Genomic DNA, 20,531 nt, shown 5'->3' with positions numbered 1-20,531 from the left:
GGCCGCAATTCTAGCGCGATTTCAGGCGGTACCGCTATGGCAACGGCCCTTATCCCCAGTCAGCGACTGGATCGATATTGAACCGCTCAAGCCGCGGTCAGGGCACGTCCGACGGCGGTCTTGATGCGTGTATCGGTCGGTTCGAATTCGGAGGCGAAGGAGTCGGTGAGGTAGCCATCGCGTCCGACCAGATATTTGTGAAAGTTCCACCGCGGTAGGTCGCGCGGCCGTGCCTCTGCCGCCCATTTGTAGAATGGGTGTGCGTTCGGTCCCTTCACGACGGTCTTGGCGGCCATCGGGAAGCCGATACCGAAATGTCCCTCGGCAATGTCGGTGATCTCCTTGGCGCCCCCCGGCTCCTGTCCACCGAAGTCATTGGAAGGCACACCGATGATCATCAAGCCGCGCTCGCGGAATTCGGTCCACAGCGTCTGAAGCCCGGCATATTGCGGGGTGAAGCCGCATTGCGAGGCGGTGTTGACCACCATGATCGGGCGGCCGGCATAGTCGGAGAGCTTGATGTCGCCACCCTTGAGGCCGGGAAACGCGAAGCCATAGGCGGTCATGCGGCTCACGGCGCCTTGCGCCGAGGCGTGACGCGCGACCGCCACAGCACTTGCCGCGCCCAATACCGTCGTCAGCATCTGCCTGCGATTGATCATCGCCATTCGTCGTAGCCCAGCCTGTTTCGCGAGCAGAGTAGCGTCATCTCCGAGATGACGCACTCAACAAGCTGTTACAGGGCCGGAGTGAACGAGGCTAGCGCAGCGGCACCACGAATTCGGTGCCCTGGCCGGTCTCGCCGCCGGCGGCAATGCCCTGATCGGACACCACGATGGAGCCGCCACTCGCGAGCGCTTCGGTAATCTGTGCCATGGCGTCCGCGGGGATCGTCAGGCGGTCAAGCGCTTCGGCGGCGCTGTTCGGCAGCGGTCGGGTTTTCACCTCAACGGCACCAGTGGATTTGCGGCGACGCGAAACATTGTCGTCCTCGTCGGCGCGATGCGGGACGGCAGGCAGCGAGACTGCGGTCCAGTGAAATGCCTTGGCATCATCCTTGTCGGTGCGGGCGGTAAAGATGTGAGTGCCGAGCGGGCGATCGCTGGGCTTGATGGCGATCGGCGTCTCGAACAGCGGCGCGAAATTCTGCCGCACATAGAGCTTGCCGTCCTTGCCGCTGACCAGCACGGCAATCTGGCCGGACCGCTTTGGCGTCGCATCGGCAGCGGGCGCCGTAGGCATCTCGGCCTTGGCTGAATCGGCGGGGCGCGTTTCGTCCTTCTTGACGTCGGGCACACTGGCGGCGACCGGTGCGACATCAGCTTTTGCGATTTCCGCCTTCGGTGCTTCCGTCTTGGCAGGTTCAAGCTTGGCTGGCGCTTCCGCGACGGTCTCTGCCGATTTGACCTCGGGGGTCGGCAATTCGACGACCTTGGCGATCGCGGCGTCGAGATCGCGGCGCGTCATGATTTCGGGCTCTGCGGCCTTAACGGCGGTTTCGACCTTTGCAGGTGTGGCGTCCGACATCACAGTCGCAGGCGCCGGTTTTGTCATCGCATTGCTGGCATCGGCGGTCTGGGTCTTGTCCTGAGTCTTGGTGCGGTCGGCGGCGGATGGCCTCAGACCGAAGTCTTGGGGCTTCGCATCTGCCGATGCCTTATCAGCCTTTGGCGATGTCTGGACGTCTTGAGGCGCCGCTACCGCGACCGGACCCGGCGCGATTTTCTGAGCGGCGAGCAGCGGATGCGAGATTTCCGCTGGGGAGATTTCACCGGGCGCGATGATCACGCGGGCACCCATGCGGGTCCAGCCCCAGATCTTGGTCGCAAAGGCCATCGGCATGCGGATGCAGCCGTGGGACGCCGGATAGCCTGGCAGCGCGCCGGCATGCAGAGCAATGCCCGACCAGGTGATGCGCTGCATGTAGGGCATCGGCGCGCCGCTATAGATGTTGGAGCGGTGCCATTTGTTCTTCTGGATGATGCTGAACACGCCCATGGGCGTCGAATGGCCGCGCATGCCGGTCGAGACCGGCGTTTCCGCGAACAGGCCGTTGGCGTCGAATACCCGCAGGGACTGCCGCTCGATCGAAATGGCGATCACCAGCGGGCCGACCGGCTTGGTGTGTTCCTTGACCTGTTTCTCAAGTCTGGCGCCGAGGCGCTTCAGCTTCTTCTGGCGCTGCTGCGGTTGCGGCGCCGGCGGTTCGATCTCCCGCATGATCATTGGGTTTTCGTCGGTCCAGAACACCGCGGCATCGGCAGGCATCGCCACGGTCATGCCGGTCATGGCGACGAGTGCGATCCGCAGGAAGCTGCCGGAAAAGAATGTGCTGCCCAGAAAGCGGCTCTTGTCCGTTGATCCCCACGACAATTGAAATGCACTCACGTCCAATATCCTCGAATCCATCTGAAAACATTAGTCTCGCAGGCGCGAGATGGGTTCACCAGCATGAGTGATCTGGCTACCGCTGAGTCGGGATCAGCCTAGCAAAAAAGCCTCACATTGAATTAACAGAGGGGCATCCTGGCTTCCGAATCCGGTTGGAATGCCTACATATTCTGGATCGGTCACGGAGAGTTGCATGACGTTTAATGGATCTGGCGGGCTCACCAAGATGCTGCGGCGCGGCGTCCTGGCGCTTTCGGCATTCGCGGCGTTGGCAATTGTCCCGGCGCAGGCTGCGGATGAACCGGATCTGATCTTCCGGCGCTCGACCGTGTTCAAATGGCTCAGCCCGAACGACAAGCTGGCGACCTATGGCGTCGACGACCCCGAAGTCGACGGCGTCGCCTGCCACTTCACTGTGCCTGAAAAGGGTGGCTTCAAGGGCTGGCTCGGTCTGGCCGAAGAAGTTTCGGACATCTCGCTCGCGTGCCGGCAGATCGGTCCCATCACGTTCAAGGCCAAGAGCGATCAGGGCGAGGACATGTTCCGCCAGCGCCGCAGCCTTTTTTTCAAGAAAATGCAAATCGTCCGCGGCTGCGACGCCAAGCGAAACGTGCTGGTTTACATGGTCTATTCGGACCGGATCATCGAGGGTTCGCCGAAGAACTCGACGTCATCAGTTCCGATCATGCCCTGGGGGCAGTCAGACGTTGCCGTCCAGAAATGCGGCGACTTCATCAAATAAGCGATCTATCGGCCGCTAGAACTTAGCCGTGCTTCGCTATTCAGCGGAGTGGGTGACGACGCGTTTCGTGCGCAAGCGGTCCCATGACTGCTGCGGCTGCGGGTCACGATAGCCCACGAGCTGGACCAGCTGCTGCGGATAGCACTCGTTGCCGTGCGAGCCGTAGCCCTGCTGCGACATGGCGCCTTGGCATTTAGCGCGCGCGTGTACCGTGGAGACCAGTGGCCGTCCGGGGGCGCTGATCGGGGTATCCTTGCCAACGTCGTTGTTGCCGGTTCCCACGACTGCATTCCTTCTCTTCGAGGTGAACAGAAACGCGCAGTCGCCTGAAAAGGTTGCATACGCTCTCCTGAAGTCGCTTTAGCCGCGTTTCGGTTCAGTTTTGTTAAGGGCATGCGACAGCCGGACGAACTTTCGAGACATCCTTTCCAAGGCGTTCTTTCTAAGCCGTTCGCAGATTTGCCGCCCGGATTGTGTCGTCGGCATGGGCGCCACGAAACAATTCGACGGGGGACGAAACCATTTTCCTCTTGGGCCGCAGACGTGCCGAAACCCGCATTGGCTATCCATTTGTCAACGACGCGGCGGGCAGCGCTGCCGAACTGGAGACGTCAGATGCGCACCATCAGCTTCATCCTCGCTTTCGCCTTCATCCTGGCCGGCCCGTCGATGGCCGGTTCCACCGATGGTAACCTACCCGGTATCGGTACGTTCGCCTTTACCGGTTCGCCGGTGATCAGCGCTGTTGCGCCGATGGTTGTGGCCTACGCACGCTGATTTCGATCGCGGGCGGATAACCCGAGAAACAACAAGAAAAGTTTTGAAATGACTAGACCACGTATTCTGACTGCCATTGTTGTCACTGCCGCCCTTGCGAGTTCCATCACGGGAAGTGCGGCGCAGGCGCAGATCTGGTCATGGCGGAAATTGCCGGACCAGCGTGGCGAGTTCGTTCGTTTGTGCTCGCCGCATATGGTCGGGCGCTGGGCGCATCCGGAAGAAGTGTGCGGCTGCCTGCATGACCACGCCGTGGCAACGGTGGAAGACGCTGATTTGCGCGAGGCACTGCTGCGAGGCATCAGTGAGCGCGGCGTACCTACGATCGAGAAGGACTGGATCCCGGCATCGAAGCAGTCGATGATCAGCGCGACCTTCACGCAGATCGCGAAGCCGACCCTGCAATGCATGTATGATCCGGCGCCGCTGGATTGAACCACTCAGTTAGTTCGCGTGATCTTTTTGCGCTGCGTCGTCGCGCCAAAATGATAGCGGATTTCTGTCTTTCCCTCTCGTCATCCCGTTACTGCCAATGATAGCGTTTTACTACACCACCGTTAGGTGGGTGGATTCGCTACTAATTGAATTGGTGGGAACCGAGGGATTTTTTATGCGATTTGTTTCGATCGGCTTGACGTGTGTCTCGATATTTCTGACCGGCGCGGCGTTGGCTGCAGATGCCAGCACCCAGGACACCAACAAGAAAACCGTCGTTGAATTCTATGAGAAGGGCCTCAACCAAAAGGACTTCGAGGCGGCATCCAAATATTTCGGTCCGCGTTATGTTCAGCACAATCCCAACGCGGCTGATGGTGTCGAGGGCTTCAAAGGCTTTATCGGTTTCCTGCGGGAGAAATTCCCGGACTCGCATAGCGAGATCAAGCAGGTCTTTGCCGACGGCGACTATGTGATCCTGCATGTCCATGCCGTGCGCGAGAAGGGTACGCGCGGCAATGCCATCGTCGACATCTTCAAGCTTGAGAACGGCAAGATCGTCGAACATTGGGATGCCGTTCAGCCGATCCCGGAAAAGTCCGCTAACACCAACGGCATGTTCTGATGGATATGGCGCAGCCCCAGCGTGACGGTCGATTGAAAGGCAAGGTTGCGATTATCACCGGCGCGGGTTCCCGCGGCGATGGCATTGGCAACGGACGTGCCGCAGCGGTGTTGTTGGCGCGGCATGGCGCGCGTGTCGCGTTGGTCGATACCGACGTAGACGCTGCCGAAGAAACCGCGCGATTGATCGCTGTGGAGGGCGGCATCACGCAGATCTATGACGGCGATGTCAGTGATCGCGCGTCATGCGAGGCGATCGTCGAACGCACCGTCGAAGGCTTTGGCCGTCTTGATATCCTCGTCAACAATGTTGGCCTCACCGGGCCGCGCGGCGACGCCATCGAGGTCGACGACCGCGCCTGGGACAGCGCCATGCGTATCAACGTTGCCTCAATGATGCTGATGGCGAAGTATGCGATTCCGGAAATGATGAAATCTGGCGGCGGCTCGATCATCAACCTGACGTCGATCGCCGGCCTGCGTGGTGGCCACCCGAGCTTGTTGTATCCAACGTCGAAATCGGCGGTGATCGGCCTCACCAGAGCGATGGCGGCACATCACGGCCGCGACGGCATTCGCGTCAACTGCATCGCCCCCGGCACGGTCTATACGCCGATGGTGGCGTCGCGTGGCATGAGCGATGAGATGCGCAAGGCGCGCGCAGCGGGCACACTGCTGGGCACCGAAGGGACCGGCTGGGATATCGGCTATGGTGTTCTGTTTCTTGCCAGCGACGAGGCGCGCTGGATCACAGGGATTACGCTAGCTATCGATGGCGGTGCGAGTGTTGGCCAGACCGGTTCTCCGGTGCCGCCAAGCGAGCCACAGCGGCATTGATGAGCGCGTCTTGGACTAGCGCGTCTTGGTGCCCGCGCGGGGAACGCATTTGCGAACACGCGTCACACCGGACGTGGTCAGCGTCGTGCCGGACACTTCCTTGATCTGGCCGGTGGGGCAAGAGCCGTCATCGACCAGAATGCGCTGGCCGAGGCGGACATCAACAATGTCCTGTTCGCGGTTGACCTGATCGATCGCAAGCGCCGGCGTCGCTAACGCAAGCGAAGCCAGAATTCCTGATAGCCAAATTGCCGAGCGCATTGTGCGACCTTTATTACTTGTTCTGGATCTTGAGGCCGTCGGGGCCGACATTGATCTGCAGCCCGCTGGGTTCTTTCTTGGTCTGGTAGAGATTGTAGCCGAGCACGCCGATGCCGACGATCAGCGCGCCGATGATCAGGTAGAGCACGTTGCGATTGCCGGACATGAGGTCTCCGTTGGGGGCAGATCTGCCTGCTGGGCATTTTGTCTGCCTGGATTGTAGGGATGCGCATCCGATTCTAGAAGCGCAGCGGTTGCCGGCATTGAGTGCCAGCCAGCCTCAAGTTTTAGCCCCCCACGCGGGTTCCACGCGTCTTTGCCGCAGGCTTGCGGTGGGCGCGCAAACTCGCCGCTGAGGCTTTCGCCAGTCTTTCCGCCGATGTGACAAGCTCACGAATGGGATGGCCGGCGAAGCCGAGCACGAAGCCCGGCGCAGGGCGGGCGCGCAGATAGGTGTCAGCCAGCAACCAGCCCTCGACGCCGGCTGCAGCCTTGGCCTTTGCGGCGATCTCAAGCGACGTCGCGGGCGCGAACTTCGCCACCAGATGCAGGCCCTGTGACGGCACCGGCACGGTCAGTTGCCCGTCCGACGCATCCGTCAACGTCGTCGCCAGAGCGTCGCGCGCCTCGCGATAGATGTTCCGCATCTTGCGCAGGTTGGCTGCAAAGGCGCCGGAATTCAGCATGTCGGCGACGGCGCCTTCCATCAATGTGCCGGGAAAGCGGTCCATCGCCGCGCGCGCCGTCGTGACCGGGCCAATCAGGCGTTCGGGCAGGGCGCAGTAGCCGATGCGCAGACCGGGAAACAGAGTCTTGGCAAACGTGCCCATATAGATCACGCGCTGCAGGTGATCGATGCCGGCGAGCGACAGCAACGGCGCGCCGTCATAGCGAAACTCGCTGTCGTAATCGTCTTCGAATATCCATGCGCCGGCGTCCTTCGCCCAGTCGAGCAATTCAAGACGCCGCGGCATCGCCATTTGCACGCCGAGTGGAAATTGATGCGAGGGCGTGACATAGGCCGCGCGCGCAGATGGCGCCGTGGCACGGCCCCTGGCGACGATCAGGCCGAAGTCATCGACCGGCACCGACACCGGCCGGGCGCCGCAATGTTCGATCGATTTTCGTGCGGCGGGGTAACCGGGGTCCTCGCACCAGATCTGTTCGCCTGGCTTGAGAATGGCTGACAGCACGATGCGCAGCCCGTGCTGTGTGCCCGATGTCAGCATGATCTGATCGGGATCGCAGCGCAGCCCGCGCGCTGACAGAAGATGATTGGCGATGGCGGTGCGTAGTTCATGACTGCCGCGGGGATCGCCGTAGTGCAGATGCTCGGCGCCGAAAGCGCGCAGGCGGCGGCCGGCGAAAGCGCGAAAACGGCGCAGCGCCTGTTCGTCGATATCGGTACAGCCGAGAGCGAGCGTGCCCCGCTGCGGCGCGTCGATGGCGATGGTCTTCGTCGGCTTGCTGCTGGTCCGCGTCGGAATCCGCGCGGCGACGAAGGTGCCAGAGCCGACGTGTGCGACGGCAAAGCCATCGGCGATTAGACGCTCATAGGCATTGGTGACGGCATTGCGTTGAAAACCGGTTTGCTTCGCAAGGATACGCGATGGCGGCAGAGCTTCGCCGGGTTTGGCAACGCCGCCGGTGATGGCATGGCACAGCGCCTGATAGAGCCGATCCTGCGAGGACGATCCTTCGGTGATATGTGCGCCCGTGAGATCGAGCGGTAGCTCGGGCTTCGGAATTGGCTTCGCCAAATTGGTCGGAATTTTTCGCATGGAATTGGCACTATCGCAGACCAAATGCGGCGGTACAACACATTCGAACGCTTCCAATTGACGGGGGATTGCCGTGACCACAGCCGAACTGAAGACCGATGAACCGACGAACGCAGACATCGCGTCATATCCGCTCACGGCGCGCAATCGCGTGAAGCGACGCCATGACCGCGGCTTCTATGACCACGAGACCGTGCATAACATTCTGGACGCATCGATGATGTGCCATGTGTCCTACGTGATCGACGGGCAGCCCTATTGCACGCCGACCTTCTTCTGGCGCGAAGGCACGAAACTGTACTGGCACGGCAGTAGCGCGAGCCGCATGCTGAAGAACCAGACCGCGCAGCAACGCGTTTGCCTCACTGTGGCCTTTCTCGACAGCCTCGTGCTGGCACGTTGCGGCTTCAATCATTCCGCGGACTACCGTGCGGTGATGGCATTCGGAAACGCTTATCTCGTCACCGATCCCGACGAGAAGGAGCAGGCTGGCATCGCGATGGTCGACCGTTTCTTTCCGGATCGCACCGCCAGTCTGCGCGAGACCACGGCACAGGAGATGAAGGCGACGTCCTTCATCGCCATGGAGATCGAGGAGGCGTCGGCAAAAATTCGCGCCAAGGGCGTGGCTGACGATGACGAGGATTACGAACTGCCGATCTATGCCGAGCGCATTCCGGTGAGGACGGTGATCGGTGCGCCGGAGCCGTGTCCGCGGTTGTTGCCCGGCGTCGAACGGCCTGCATCCTTGCAAGCATATTCGGAAGGCCGGCTGCTCGAAGATGCGCTGACAGATGCCTATTTTCTGAAATACCCGAAGGGGTAAGGGGCGAGCATCTCAGATGACGGCGTCGGTGCTCGTGCCGGTTACGGCCACAGCGCCGCGACGATCGCGTCGAGTCCATCCGTCAACGCTGCTGGTCCTGGCTGCAGGATCAGCGGCGATCTGATCTCATAGATGCGATTGTCGCGCACGGCAGGAATCGCGTTCCAGCCCGGGCGCTGTCGGATTTTATCGGGCACGACTTTCTTGCCGCACCACGAGGCGAGGATCACATCGGGGGCCGCGGCAATCACGTCGGCAGGCATGACGATGCGATCCTTCGCTGCCTTCTGATGTCGAAGCTGCGGAAAAGCGTCTTCGCCGCCGGCGATCTCGATCAGTTCGGACACCCAGCCGATCCCGGTAATCAGCGGATCATCCCATTCCTCGAAATAGACGCGCGGCTTCGTCTGCCGCAAGTTTGCCGCAGCATTGACGCTGGAAAGTCGCAGCTCAAACTGCGTTGCGAGCTGATTTGCGCGCTCACCTGCGCCGACCATGGCGCCGAGCGTGCGGATCATCGCCAGAATGCCAGCGATGTCGCGCTGGTTGAATACATGAACGGCGATGCCGGCGCGCGTCAGGTCTGCGGCGATTTCAGCCTGCAGATCGGAGAAGCACAGCACAAGGTCAGGATCGAGCGCGAGGATCTTCGGCAGGTCGGCCGAGATGAACGCGGACACCCGCGGCTTTTCGCGTCGCACCTGCGGCGGCCGCACCGCATAGCCGGAAACGCCGACGATGCGATCCTGTTCGCCGAGCAGATACAGCGTCTCCACGGTCTCTTCCGTAAGGCAGACGATCCGGCGTGGCGGGAAGTGGCGCATGACGTCGATATGCCTGTTAACAAAGAGCTTGTCACGGCAGGGTGTTGTGTCGTGAAATTTCATCAAGCCCGCATGATGATGGGCAAGACAAACCGCAGGGAGTTGAGGCCAGCATGACGCCGCTCGACAAGATCCACAGCCTCGCGATGCCGTTTTCCGTCTCGATGGGTGTGACCTTTACCGACGCCGACCTGGAGCGCGTCGTTGCCACGATGCTGGTGCGCGAGGACCTGTGCACACTCGGCCATACGATCCATGGCGGCGCGGTGATGGCGCTCGCCGATGCGGTTGGTGCGGCGGCGACGGTCATCAATCTGCCGGAGGGCGCCAAGGGAACGACGACCATCGAGAGTAAGACCAATTTCACAGGCGGGGCGAAAGCAGGAAGCACCGTGCGCGCCATCGCAACGCCGGTTCATCGGGGGCGCAGAACGCAGGTATGGCAGACCCGAATCGAGACCGAAGAGGGCAAGCTGGTGGGCGTCGTGACGCAGACCCAACTGGTGCTGTAAGGCGGTGGTATGTCGCGCTTAAGGTTTTGTTAATGCTGGATAATTGCATGGCTCACCTGCAGTGGGCGCTGGCAGGTGCGGCATCTGCGCCCTTGTATTTTATGGTGCGTCGCACAATATAGGGTGTCTAGGGAATCGACGCTTTCCTCGAGGGCAACTTGAGGATTTTGACCATGTTAGACGCAGCCACCACCATTGCCATTTCGACCAGGGCTCCGGCCCGCGGACATGTGCGTGTCCTGGCAGCCCGCGAGCTGCCGCTGTTCCGCGATCATCTCTTGAGATTGGACCGCGAGAGCCGCCGTGATCGTTTCAACGGTTCGCTCGACGACGAATGGGTCGCGCGTTACGCCGAGAAGTCCGTCAATACCGGCACCGTCATTCTCGTTTACTTCGAGGATGGCATCGTGCGCGGCGCCGCCGAACTGCATCAGGCCGACCTGTCGCCGGACTCGCTGCCCGAGATTGCCTTCAGCGTTGAAGCCATCGTGCGCCGCAAGGGCGTTGGCAGCATCCTGTTCACGAAGCTGATCGCCAAGGCGCGGTCGATGGGCTACGCGAGGCTGCGTATCACCACCGGCGCGCAGAACGATGCGATGCGTGCACTGGCCAACAAGTTTGGTGCGCACCTGTCGTTCCGGCACGGCGAATCCACGGGAGTTATAGACCTGCGCGATCCCATGGGCGCTGGTGTCGCGCCGCAGCCCAAGACCTCGGCGCTCGATGTGGCGCGCGCGGTGGCCGACTATAACCGGGCTTACTGGGGTCTGTGGTTGAAGCTCGCCGGCTGGGGCAAATCGTCCTGAGCCAAGAAACTATCGCGACAAAGAAAAGGCCTCGTGGTGAACGAGGCCTTTTTTGCGACTGCGGGGAGGGCTGTGAGCGCCCTCAAAATCAGATGCGCTTGTCGTTACCGAATTTGCGCGTCACGCGCCGTTCCACGACCACCGAACGCTGAGCACCTTGCTCGCCTGCGATAACGCGGGTCACGCGCAGCGTGCCGGTCGAACGATTGGCCTTCTTCACTTCAGCCTGCACGGCGTCGAACGGCATGCCCATCAGCGAGGCGGCGATCTCCGCCTGCTGATCGAGATCCTCGGTGATACCCATAGCGGCGAAGATGGCTTCTTCCAGGGTCGGGGGATCGCGCCGTACGCGCCGCGTTCCATATTTCGTGTTCCAGTCTTCGCTCATCGCTCGCCTCAGTGTTGATTTGCGATACCTAAGCGAGCAGTTGTTGCATTGCAATATGGAATTACCGCGACAAAGCAGCCATGCAAACTTGTTCCCGGAAAACGAGAAAGAGTTTGATCGGTAGCTTTACGACAAAGCGGATGGCGGGGCGGTATCCCGTTGGGGTTGCGGCCAACGTTTCAGCGCCGCGTGGCCGGCATCGGTGAGCGCGTAGGTGCCGCGCGCGGGACTTTCGAACCAGCCATAGACGTTGCGATGCAGGATCTTTTGCGCGTCCGGATAATCAGGCGTGAGCTCGCGCACCTTGCGCGGACCGACGACAAGCATCGCTGCGCAAGCGAGCGCCTGCTGACGATAGGCCGTCATGATCGGCGCGCGCGTGCTGCCGCCAAGGGCAGGATCGCCTTGGCGCTTCTTGTGCTCGGTGATGAGGCGTGAACGCTTCTTCGGATTGCGTCGGGGCGCGACAGTGGCAGGCGCGACCAGAACCTCGACGCCGCCGGCATCCGTGATTCCCAACATCCCGAAGCCAAGCCGGCGGCAGAGGTTGCGGTAGCGCGCATCGCTTTCACGGCCCTTGCCGCGGATGGAGAGCTTGGCGGCGACCCAGACTTCATCACAGGCGCCGGCGCGATCGACAGCCTGCAGGATCAGTTCGAGATTGAAGCTGAGCTTGAGCTCGCCGATCACAACGATTGGTGGATCATCGCCATTCAGCGCCACGAGATCGCAACCGCCAATCTCGCCTTTGACCGTAAAGCCAAGGCCTTCGAGGAAGCGTTTCACCGGAAGGTAGAGCGAAGTTTCCAAATCGAACGTCCAAGTCGAAGTCCATGAGACGATGCGCCGCTGCAACCGCGACTCACTGGTCGAGTTTATCCGGGTTGGCCCGCGGGGACACCCGAGGCGCCTTATCCCTGTGCGATCGGAGACCCGCGGTGAAGACCCTTCTGGAAATGTCAGACAGCTTTCGTCTGTTGCCGCATCTGATCGCCATGTCGATCGCCTATGTTCTGGCGCTGCCCATCGGCTGGAATCGCGAGCGCGCCGAGCGCAGCGCCGGGCTGCGGACCTTTCCGCTGGTGGCGCTTGCCACTTGCGGCATCGTTCAGGCGACCGAGGGGTTTCTGAACGGTCATCCCGAAGGCACGGCGCGTATCATCGAAGGCCTGATGACCGGCATGGGATTTATCGGCGGCGGCGCCATTTTGAAAGACAACGGCTCGGTGCGTGGTACCGCCACTGCAGCCAGTCTGTGGGCAACCGGCGCAACTGGCGCTGCCGTGGGCCTCGGCGCCTATGACGTGGCGGTCGTCATCTCGCTGTTCACCTTCCTGACTCTTTGGCTCCTGGTACCTTTCAAGCAGGAGGGGCCAAAGACGGAAGAGGACGTTAAAAAGCCTCCCAGCGAAATTTGAGCGACAAAATACCGGTGCTGGCGCAATTCTGTGAGGGTTAACCTCAATTCGCCCGATTTCGCCGGCACATGGCAGCAATGATTGGCCTTTTGCTGCGAAGCAGCGTAAAGCTCCGTCGATCCCGATACGCACCGGACTCCTGGACCCGACGTGACCGCCAACTGAAGGGCGGCAGATTCGTTTCCGTTTGGTCCCAAGTATTGATCCCGTGGATCTCAATGAGTCCGACCGCGACGCGGTCCGCTGCAACCAAGGTTTACATCTGTGTCATTTCTCTCGACTGGTCCGTCGCTCGCCCGCGCGTTGGCTGAGCGCAACTACAATGAATCCACCCCCGTCCAGGCCGCTGTCCTCGCTGACGATGCTGTCGGTCGTGATCTTCTCGTGTCTGCGCAGACCGGCTCCGGCAAGACCGTCGCTTATGGTCTGGCGATCGCCGAAAATCTGCTCGAAGGCGCGGAGAAGCTGCCGAAGGCTGGATCGCCGCTGGCGCTGATCGTCGCACCGACGCGCGAACTCGCGCTGCAGGTGCATGGCGAGCTGACCTGGCTCTATCAATATGCCGGCGCACGCGTCGTTTCCTGCGTGGGCGGTATGGATCCGCGCAAGGAGCAGCGCGAGTTGGCCGCAGGCGCGCACATCGTTGTCGGTACGCCCGGACGTCTCTGCGACCATCTGCGTCGCAATCGCCTCGACGTCTCCGAACTGAAGGCCGTGGTGCTCGATGAAGCCGACGAAATGCTCGACATGGGCTTTCGCGAGGACATGGAGTTCATCCTCAAGACCACGCCGGCATCCCGCCGTACGCTGCTGTTCTCGGCGACGCTGCCGCGCGGCATCGCCAATCTCGCCAAGCAGTATCAGCAGCAGGCGTTCCGCGTCGAAGTCGCAGGCACCGAAGGCGGTCACTCCGACATCGAATATCGCGCGATCCGGATTTCGCCGAACGACGTCGAACACGCTGTCGTCAACGTGCTCCGCTATTTTGAATCGCCGAGCAGCATCGTGTTCTGCAACACCCGCAACGCGGTGAACCATCTGCAGACCGTCCTGCTGGAGCGCGGCTTCTCGGTCGTCGCTCTCTCGGGCGAACTGTCCCAGAACGAGCGTACTCACGCGCTGCAGGCGCTGCGCGATGGTCGCGCACGCGTTTGCGTCGCTACCGACGTGGCTGCGCGCGGTATCGATCTTCCGAATCTCGGCCTCGTCATTCACTCCGATCTGCCGAACGATCCCGAAGTGATGCAGCATCGTTCGGGTCGTACTGGGCGTGCCGGCCGCAAGGGCGTCAGTGTTCTCTTGGTGCCTCCATCGCGCCGTCGCCGCGCCGAGATGCTGCTCAATCTCGCTGGCACGGATGCCGTCTGGGGATCAGCGCCGACCGTCGAGGAAATCCGTGTGCTCGATCAGCAGCGCATGCTGCAGGACACGTTGTTCACTGAAGAGTCCACCGAGGACGATCTGACGCTGGCGCGCGCGATGCTCGCCGAGCGTTCGGCCGAGGAGATCGCAGCGGCGCTGGCGCGGCTGTATCGCTCGCGTCTGCCGTCGCCTGAAGATGTGCAGGATCCCGGCACGTTCCGCGGTCGCGAGGATCGCCCCGGCAGCCGTCGCCGGGACGAAGAAGGCGCTCCGGTCCGCAAGACCCCGAAGAAGAGCGAACCGATGGGCGAGGGCGCCAAGTGGTTCCGCGTCGCCATCGGCCGGCAGAAGAATGCCGAAGCGCGTTGGTTGCTGCCGATGATCTGCCGTCGCGGCGGCATCGAGAAGGCGGATATCGGCGCGATCAAGATCTATGACGGCAATTCGGAATTCGAGATTTCGGCAGCCGCGGCTGAGAAGTTCGCGACCATGATCAAGCGTCCGGACAAGGAAGACAATATCCACATCGAGCCGCTAGCTAACGGTCCGGAAGGCGCGGTCGCATCGAGCCGCACGGCGCCGGAAGATCGCGACTATTCCAACAAGCGCCCGCGCAAGCCCAGCTTCAGATCCGATGGCGACCGTCCGGACTTCAAGGACAAGGGCGCCTATAAGGAGAAGTCCTGGAAGGACAAGCCGAAGAGCGACAAGCCTTACCAGGGCGACAAGCCGCGCTACGAGGGCAAACCGCGTTTCGATGACAAGCCGAAGTATGAAGGCAAGCCCAAGTTCGACGGCAAGCCGAAATACGATCCGGTGCGCGCCGACAAGCCGGCTTATGCAAAGCCCCGCAGCGAAGACACGCGTTACGAAGGCAAGCCGAAGTTCGAAAAGAAACCACGCGCGGACAAGCCGCCCTACGTCGCCAAGGCCAAGCGCGATGGCGGTGCGCCAGCTGCCAAGCCGGCTTTCGGCAAGAAGAAAAAGATCTGGGGCAACGCCGGGTAGTCTGGGCTCCGACCTCATGGTGAGGAGCGCGCTACTTTAGCGCGCGTCTCGAACCATGAGTTGGTGATATGCAATCATCCTTCGAGACGCGGCCAAGCGGCCGCTCCTCAGGATGAGGGCGGAGCGTGGGACAAATAGTGGCTAAACCCGTCCGCTTACCGGCAGCAGCGCGCCGGTCAACGCACTCGCCGCATCGCTCGCCAGGAACAGGATCACGCTGGCGAGTTCGTCCGGCGTGACCCACTTTGAAAAATCGGCATTGGGCATATCGCGGCGGTTCGCGGCTGTGTCGATCGTCGAAGGCAATACGGCATTGACCGTGACCTTGCCCTTCAGCTCGGCGGCAAGCGTTTCCGTCAGCCGATGCACGCCAGCCTTCGAGGCGGCGTAAGGCCCCATGCCGGCGCCGGCCTGTAGCGCACCCATCGCACCGATATTGATGATCCGTCCGGCCTTCGACGACGTCAGATGCGGGATTGCCGCACGCGAGGCATTGAGCGCCGTGAGCAGGTTGAGCCGATGCATCGTCTCCCAGCTCTTGTTGCTGCCGTCACCGATATTCTCGAAGGCGAACGCGCCTGCGATGTTGATCAGCACGTCGATCTTGCCGAATTGCTTGACCACCGCAGCGATGGCGGCGTCGGCTTGCGCGGCATCGGAGAGGTCGACGCCGCCGATCTGCAAGCGATCCGGCGTAGACGCTGGCGTCCTGGCGGAATGGTCGATGGCGGCCACCGTTGCTCCGCTCGCAACGGCGCGTTCGAGCACGACCTGACCCAGCGCACCGGACGCTCCGGTGATGACGATGATCTTTCCATTCATGGGGAACTCCTGTTACGCACGATGATCCTGCCCGGAATTAGCCCTGGGTAATAGCCACAGATAGATCGCGCCGGCGGCGAGCGCCATGCCGGCCATCAGGCCGGTCATCACCAGCGCCGGATGCCCGAACGGTTCGAACACCGCGATCATGGCGCTGGCGAAGGCGCCCATGACCATCTGCGTACATCGCATCACGCCGGCTGCCGCGCCTGCCACATGCGGCAGGTTCTGCAAGGCTTCGTGGTTGGTGCTCGGTGCAAGCAGGCCGAAGGAAAAGATCGTGAGCGCCATCAGCGGCATCAACGACAGCGTCGTGATGGCGCCGGCAGGCACCAAAGCGACGGCTGCAACGGCGCTGGCGATCATCAGCAACAGACCGGCCATGATGATCTTGCGTGAGGCCACATGGCGGCGGCTTAGGCTCCCGCTGATCAGCGACGCAACCAACACGCCGCAGGAGGTCAACCCGAACAGCAGCGCAAACATCGTGGTGGAGAGACCGAGGCTGCCGATCAGCACGGATGGCGCGCCCGAGATGAAGGCGAACATGCAGGCGAAGGCGAAGGCGTAGAGCAGGGAGAAGCCGACGAAGATGCGATCGGACAGCACCATGCGGTAGCTCTCGAGCAATTGCGCGGGATTGAGCGAACGGCGTTTCTCGACGGGCTGGGATTCCTCAAGACTGATCGCGCCGACGATCAGCAGGATCAGGCCGACGGCGGCCTGCACCGCATAGATCGTTCGCCAGTCACTGACGGTCATCACCCAGCCGCCCAGCACCGGCGCGATCATCGGCGCGATGCCGAGGACCGCCGCGATCTGCGACAGCTTGTGGCGCGCCGTGCCGTGTTCGAACAGGTCGCGCACGATGGCGAAGGGCAGGATGGCGCAAGCGCCTGCGGCGAGGCCCTGCAGCAATCGAAACGCGAGGAGCACGCTAAACGACGGCGCGAGCGCACAGGCGCCCGCCGCGATCGAGAACAGCAGCAGTCCATCCAGCAAGGTTGCGCGGCGCCCGAAGCGGTCAGCCAAGGGACCGCAGATCAGCGGCGAGATCGCAAAGCCCGCCAGGAACAGGCTGAGCGTCAACGGCCCGCGTCCTGCGGCGTCGGCGAAACTCGCCTCGATCGCCGGAAGGCCCGGCAATCCCATGTCGATCGAAAGCGGTGGCAATGCTGTCAATGTGCCCAGAAAGGCAGTGAAGGCGAAACTGTCGCGCCTGAGGGCCAAAATCGTTTCCTTGAAAATGCGAAAATACTTACGCGGTCGCGACGCTATTCTGCCGGACTGATCTGCGCCGGCAAGATCCGGCGGTCAATGAAGCTGCTCAGCGTGAGCCCGAGCCCGGCCATGGCGACGAGCGCTGCGAGCAGCGGAAGCTGCGCATAATGCATCCCGGCATTCAGCGCCACGCCGCCGATCCATGCGCCGGTGGCATTGCCGAGATTGAACGCGCCTTGGTTCAGGGTCGAGGCGAGGTTCGGCGCATCCGTGGCCGCATCGACCACCCAGATCTGCAGCGGCGAGACCAGCGCGAAGGCGATACCGCCCCACAGGATCAGCAGCACCAGGGTCGGGAGCGTCATGTGTACGACCAGTGCGAGCGCTGCCAGCACAATGACGAGACAGATGAATGCACCGATGATGGTCGAGAGCAGGTTGCGGTCGGCGAGGCGGCCGCCGATCAGATTGCCGATGGTGAGACCGACGCCGATCGCCAGCAGTGCGCCGGTGACGCCATGCGGCGTCAGGCCGGTGACCTCTTCAAGCAGCGGCGTGATGTAGGTGAAGAGGCTGAACATGCTGACTGAAGCCATGGTCGAGATCAGCATCGGCAGCAGCACCGGCCAGCGGCCCAAGGCGCGAAACTCTTTCGCCAGTCCGCCGCGTGTGCCCGGCATGCCCGATGGAACGAAACGCGTGATCGCGAGGAACGCAACGATACCGATCACCACGACCGCCCAGAATGCCGCACGCCATCCTGCGGCCTGTCCCAGAGCTGTGCCGAATGGCACACCGAGCACATTGGCCAGCGTAAGGCCGGCGAACATCAACGACACCGCTTGCGTGCGCTGCTCACGTGGCACCAGATTGCTGGCAACGACGGCGCCAATTCCGAAGAACGCGCCATGGGCAAAGGCAGTGACCACGCGCGCGGTCATCAGCAACCAGTAATCCGGCGCGAGGGCGCAGCCGAGATTACCGATCGTGAACAGCGCCATCAGAGCCAGGAGAGCAGTCTTGCGCGGGATGCCTGCGGTCGCCATTGCCACGATGGGTGCGCCGATCACGACGCCCAGTGCATAACCCGACACGAGATAGCCGGCTTGCGGGATGGTCACCGACAGGCTGCGCGCGACGTCGGGCAGCAGGCCCATGATGACGAACTCGGTCGTGCCGATGCCGAAAGATGCGGCAGCCAATGCGAGAATAGGAAGGGATAGTCGGATGGGTATTCTCCTGAGCGGAAATATTGCGATGCAATATCAGGAGATGTGCCACGACCTCCGCGATTTGGCGACCGCCTCGCGGGGGAGGCAGCATTGCGCACCTCGGTCATCAAACTGTCGAGAGGCGTTTCGATGGAGCGGCTGTCAGCGGACAATAGGCCGGCTGTGCGATCTCAGCATAAAATGCAGGCGGACGGCTCAGACCGGAGGCCAGCTGCGCATGGCCATGTCGGCGAGTTTTCGCAATTGCTCGCGCGGTGCGCCGCCTGCGGCTTGCACGGCCATGCCCTGCAAGATGGCAGACACGTAGCGCGCGAGATCGCCGGCATCCGCATCGGCTGGCAGATCGCCTTCGGCGAGGGCGCGTGTGAAGCGAAGGCGCAGGTCGTCCTCGCTCTTCGAGCGACGCGCCATCAGTTCCTGCTTGATCGTCTCCGCGGCATCACCGCAGCAGAGGGCGCCCTGGACCGCGAGACAACCGGGATTCCTGGGATCAGTCACAGCCTCAACGGATTCGTAGAGGATATGTTCGACCGCTTCGCGGGCCGTGGCCTTCTCCAGGCCGGTGCGGAAATAGCCGCCGGGGCCATCGACGTAGCGATCCAGCGCCTTGCGGAACAGATCTTCCTTGTTGCCAAACGCTGCATAGAGACTGGGCTTGGTGATGCCCATGGCTTCGGTGAGGTCGGCCATCGACGCGCCTTCGTAACCCTTGCGCCAGAACACATGCAGCGCGAGGTCGAGGGCCGTGTCGGTATCGAATTCACGAGGACGTCCCAGTGCCACGACGGGCCCTCCAAAGTTTTCTACCGTTCAGTAGATAAGTCTCTTGACAGTGGATGTCGATAGTCCATCTATACCGGACGTTACGAATGTGTGCGTTGCAGCGAGATGCCCGGCGGGACGGCCAGACGCACAGTGTACTGCTTAGCTACTGAAATGACAGGGCTTTACAAGGCCCACGCAGATTAAATGGGGTTCACAATGGCACATAATCTCCCTCGCAAAATCGCTTTTGGCGCCGGAATCGCGTTGGTGGCGGTCGCCGTTGGCGGCGGTGCGGCGCTGATGAATCTTTCCAGCGTGGCAGCTCAAGCCGAGTCCGGCGCGGTTGTTCCCGCTGCTGTTCAGGCTTCAGTTGCCTTGGTGGAAGCCAAGGCCACGGCGCCTTCGGACGAGTTCTCGGGCCGCCTTGAGGCAATTGAGCGCGTGGAGATTCGCTCCCGCGTCGCAGGCGCCGTCCAGGAGATCCACTTTCGCGAAGGCGCGCTGGTCAAGAAAGATGACCTGCTCGTGCTGATCGATCCGGCGCTCTACGCCGCAGATGTCGATCGCGCCCAAGGGCAGGTGTCCGCGTCGCGGGCGCGCCTGATCCTGACTAAGGCCGATTTCGACCGCGGTCAGCAACTGACCAGCTCCAGCATCACCCAGCGCGACCTCGACAATCGTATCAATGCGTATCGTGAGGCCGAAGCCAACCTCAAGGCTGCAGAAGCCGCGCTCAAGACCGCCGAGCTCAATCTCAGCTACACCGAAGTGCGCGCGCCGGTCGCGGGCCGGGTCGGCAAGGTGGAGATCACCGTCGGCAACCTGATTTCGGCCGGCCCGTCCGCGCCACTGCTGACGACGCTAGTCTCGGTCAATCCGATCTATGCAAGCTTCAATGCCGACGAACAGGTGGTGTCGCGCGCGTTGAAGACGCTGGCAGACGAGAAGACGCCGGGCGATATCGACCGCATCCCGGTTCACATGACCACCGTCACTGATAGCGCACCGGTGAAGGGCCGCATGCAGTTCATCGATAATCAGGTCGATCCGCGCAGCGGCACGGTGCGGGTGCGCGCCATGTTCGACAATGCCGATGGTCGCTTGATGCCCGGCCAGTTCGCGCGGCTCACAATGGGCCAGCCGAAGGCAGAACAGACGCTGCTGATTAGCGAGCGGGCAGTCGGCACCGACCAGAACAAGAAGTTCGTCATGGTGGTCGATGCCAAGGACAAGGCGCAATATCGCGAAGTGATCCTGGGGCCCTCGGTTGATGGCATGCGCGTGATCCTCAATGGCCTGAAAGCTGGTGAACGGATCGTCGTCAACGGACTTCAGCGCGTGCGGCCGGGTGTGACCATCAAGCCGGAGATGGTGGCGATGAACGCCGCGTCTCTCGTCTCGATCAAGGCCGTCGCGCAGAACTGATAACGACCGCCCTGTCCGCAGGCGGGCAGGGCGCACTTCCCAATACACAGCACGTCATCGAGGTCGAGCGATCG

At 62.0% G+C, this 20,531-nt stretch carries 24 protein-coding genes; 11 read left to right on the top strand and 13 right to left on the bottom strand.

Annotation, left to right across the window (positions count from 1 at the left end; translation table 11 throughout):
- Window positions 1-86: 86 nt before the first annotated feature.
- Window positions 87-662 carry a glutathione peroxidase gene (locus AB7783_RS09565; RefSeq protein WP_441279673.1) on the bottom strand — a complete coding sequence of 192 codons (576 nt, stop codon included), beginning with the start codon at window positions 660-662 and terminating at the stop codon, window positions 87-89.
- A gap of 97 nt (window positions 663-759) precedes the next feature.
- Window positions 760-2,289, bottom strand: a complete 1,530-nt coding sequence (locus AB7783_RS09560; protein WP_441279672.1) for a L,D-transpeptidase family protein — start codon at window positions 2,287-2,289, stop codon at window positions 760-762.
- A 328-nt stretch (window positions 2,290-2,617) separates the two neighbouring features.
- Here AB7783_RS09560 and AB7783_RS09555 point away from each other — a divergent pair, with 328 nt between their 5' ends.
- Window positions 2,618-3,133 (top strand): CreA family protein, encoded by a 516-nt coding sequence (locus AB7783_RS09555; RefSeq protein WP_120292570.1) that lies wholly within the window; start codon window positions 2,618-2,620, stop codon window positions 3,131-3,133.
- Between the two features lie 36 nt (window positions 3,134-3,169).
- Here the strand turns inward: AB7783_RS09555 and AB7783_RS09550 are convergent, their stop codons facing one another.
- Complete coding sequence (locus AB7783_RS09550; RefSeq protein WP_441277480.1) at window positions 3,170-3,415, bottom strand: hypothetical protein; 246 nt, start codon at window positions 3,413-3,415, stop codon at window positions 3,170-3,172.
- 333 nt (window positions 3,416-3,748) lie between these two features.
- On the opposite strand from AB7783_RS09550, the gene AB7783_RS09545 reads away from it, so the two are divergent.
- From AB7783_RS09545 to AB7783_RS09530, 4 genes are all read left to right on the top strand, one after another.
- On the top strand, window positions 3,749-3,910 hold the full coding sequence (locus AB7783_RS09545) for a hypothetical protein (protein ID WP_441277479.1): 162 nt from the start codon (window positions 3,749-3,751) through the stop codon (window positions 3,908-3,910).
- A gap of 48 nt (window positions 3,911-3,958) precedes the next feature.
- Window positions 3,959-4,345, top strand: coding sequence for a hypothetical protein (locus AB7783_RS09540; RefSeq protein WP_441277478.1), 387 nt, complete (start codon window positions 3,959-3,961; stop codon window positions 4,343-4,345).
- 175 nt (window positions 4,346-4,520) lie between these two features.
- Window positions 4,521-4,970 (top strand): nuclear transport factor 2 family protein, encoded by a 450-nt coding sequence (locus tag AB7783_RS09535; RefSeq protein ID WP_441277477.1) that lies wholly within the window; start codon window positions 4,521-4,523, stop codon window positions 4,968-4,970.
- On the top strand, window positions 4,970-5,806 hold the full coding sequence (locus AB7783_RS09530; protein WP_441277476.1) for an SDR family NAD(P)-dependent oxidoreductase: 837 nt from the start codon (window positions 4,970-4,972) through the stop codon (window positions 5,804-5,806). The genes AB7783_RS09535 and AB7783_RS09530 overlap by 1 nt, the downstream gene beginning before the upstream one ends.
- 15 nt (window positions 5,807-5,821) lie before the next feature.
- Here the strand turns inward: AB7783_RS09530 and AB7783_RS09525 are convergent, their stop codons facing one another.
- The 3 genes from AB7783_RS09525 to pdxR all read right to left on the bottom strand — a co-directional run bounded on the left by AB7783_RS09525 (window position 5,822) and on the right by pdxR (window position 7,848).
- Complete coding sequence (locus tag AB7783_RS09525) at window positions 5,822-6,067, bottom strand: DUF6719 family protein (protein WP_089263984.1); 246 nt, start codon at window positions 6,065-6,067, stop codon at window positions 5,822-5,824.
- 13 nt (window positions 6,068-6,080) lie between these two features.
- On the bottom strand, window positions 6,081-6,233 hold the full coding sequence (locus AB7783_RS09520; RefSeq protein WP_165826841.1) for a hypothetical protein: 153 nt from the start codon (window positions 6,231-6,233) through the stop codon (window positions 6,081-6,083).
- 121 nt (window positions 6,234-6,354) lie between these two features.
- On the bottom strand, window positions 6,355-7,848 hold the full coding sequence (pdxR, locus tag AB7783_RS09515; protein ID WP_441277475.1) for a MocR-like pyridoxine biosynthesis transcription factor PdxR: 1,494 nt from the start codon (window positions 7,846-7,848) through the stop codon (window positions 6,355-6,357).
- A gap of 118 nt (window positions 7,849-7,966) precedes the next feature.
- Here pdxR and AB7783_RS09510 point away from each other — a divergent pair, with 118 nt between their 5' ends.
- Window positions 7,967-8,674 carry a pyridoxamine 5'-phosphate oxidase family protein gene (locus AB7783_RS09510; RefSeq protein ID WP_441279671.1) on the top strand — a complete coding sequence of 236 codons (708 nt, stop codon included), beginning with the start codon at window positions 7,967-7,969 and terminating at the stop codon, window positions 8,672-8,674.
- A 41-nt stretch (window positions 8,675-8,715) separates the two neighbouring features.
- On the opposite strand, the gene AB7783_RS09505 is transcribed toward AB7783_RS09510, so the two are convergent.
- Window positions 8,716-9,498, bottom strand: a complete 783-nt coding sequence (locus AB7783_RS09505; protein WP_441277474.1) for a cobalamin-binding protein — start codon at window positions 9,496-9,498, stop codon at window positions 8,716-8,718.
- Between the two features lie 113 nt (window positions 9,499-9,611).
- Between AB7783_RS09505 and AB7783_RS09500 the strand changes: the two genes are divergently transcribed.
- On the top strand, window positions 9,612-10,010 hold the full coding sequence (locus tag AB7783_RS09500) for a PaaI family thioesterase (RefSeq protein WP_093759062.1): 399 nt from the start codon (window positions 9,612-9,614) through the stop codon (window positions 10,008-10,010).
- Between the two features lie 173 nt (window positions 10,011-10,183).
- Window positions 10,184-10,816 (top strand): GNAT family N-acetyltransferase, encoded by a 633-nt coding sequence (locus tag AB7783_RS09495; protein WP_093758330.1) that lies wholly within the window; start codon window positions 10,184-10,186, stop codon window positions 10,814-10,816.
- 88 nt (window positions 10,817-10,904) lie between these two features.
- On the opposite strand, the gene AB7783_RS09490 is transcribed toward AB7783_RS09495, so the two are convergent.
- Together AB7783_RS09490 and AB7783_RS09485 are read right to left on the bottom strand one after the other, a co-directional pair.
- The gene (locus tag AB7783_RS09490) at window positions 10,905-11,204 is read right to left on the bottom strand and encodes a hypothetical protein (protein WP_089263988.1); all 300 of its coding nucleotides are present in this window, start codon (window positions 11,202-11,204) and stop codon (window positions 10,905-10,907) included.
- A gap of 126 nt (window positions 11,205-11,330) precedes the next feature.
- Complete coding sequence (locus tag AB7783_RS09485; RefSeq protein WP_441277473.1) at window positions 11,331-12,014, bottom strand: DUF2161 domain-containing phosphodiesterase; 684 nt, start codon at window positions 12,012-12,014, stop codon at window positions 11,331-11,333.
- 128 nt (window positions 12,015-12,142) lie between these two features.
- Between AB7783_RS09485 and AB7783_RS09480 the strand changes: the two genes are divergently transcribed.
- A complete protein-coding gene (locus AB7783_RS09480; RefSeq protein ID WP_093758331.1) occupies window positions 12,143-12,622 on the top strand; it encodes an MgtC/SapB family protein in 480 nt (159 codons plus the stop codon).
- 264 nt (window positions 12,623-12,886) lie between these two features.
- Window positions 12,887-14,992 carry a DEAD/DEAH box helicase gene (locus tag AB7783_RS09475; RefSeq protein ID WP_439064028.1) on the top strand — a complete coding sequence of 702 codons (2,106 nt, stop codon included), beginning with the start codon at window positions 12,887-12,889 and terminating at the stop codon, window positions 14,990-14,992.
- Window positions 14,993-15,133: 141 nt separating this feature from the next.
- Here the strand turns inward: AB7783_RS09475 and fabG are convergent, their stop codons facing one another.
- From fabG to AB7783_RS09455, 4 genes are all read right to left on the bottom strand, one after another.
- Window positions 15,134-15,814 carry a 3-oxoacyl-ACP reductase FabG gene (gene fabG / locus AB7783_RS09470; RefSeq protein ID WP_441277472.1) on the bottom strand — a complete coding sequence of 227 codons (681 nt, stop codon included), beginning with the start codon at window positions 15,812-15,814 and terminating at the stop codon, window positions 15,134-15,136.
- A gap of 12 nt (window positions 15,815-15,826) precedes the next feature.
- On the bottom strand, window positions 15,827-17,044 hold the full coding sequence (locus AB7783_RS09465) for a multidrug effflux MFS transporter (protein WP_441277471.1): 1,218 nt from the start codon (window positions 17,042-17,044) through the stop codon (window positions 15,827-15,829).
- 44 nt (window positions 17,045-17,088) lie between these two features.
- Complete coding sequence (locus AB7783_RS09460; protein ID WP_441277470.1) at window positions 17,089-18,237, bottom strand: MFS transporter; 1,149 nt, start codon at window positions 18,235-18,237, stop codon at window positions 17,089-17,091.
- Between the two features lie 225 nt (window positions 18,238-18,462).
- Entirely contained in the window at window positions 18,463-19,050 is a 588-nt protein-coding gene (locus tag AB7783_RS09455) for a TetR/AcrR family transcriptional regulator (protein ID WP_068736841.1), read from the bottom strand.
- A gap of 198 nt (window positions 19,051-19,248) precedes the next feature.
- Between AB7783_RS09455 and AB7783_RS09450 the strand changes: the two genes are divergently transcribed.
- On the top strand, window positions 19,249-20,457 hold the full coding sequence (locus tag AB7783_RS09450) for an efflux RND transporter periplasmic adaptor subunit (protein ID WP_093758336.1): 1,209 nt from the start codon (window positions 19,249-19,251) through the stop codon (window positions 20,455-20,457).
- The last annotated feature ends 74 nt before the right edge of the window (window positions 20,458-20,531 follow it).

The sequence above is a fragment of the Tardiphaga sp. 172_B4_N1_3 genome (assembly GCF_052076035.1).
GTDB lineage: Bacteria > Pseudomonadota > Alphaproteobacteria > Rhizobiales > Xanthobacteraceae > Tardiphaga > Tardiphaga robiniae.
This window is presented reverse-complemented; position numbering and strand designations above follow the sequence as displayed.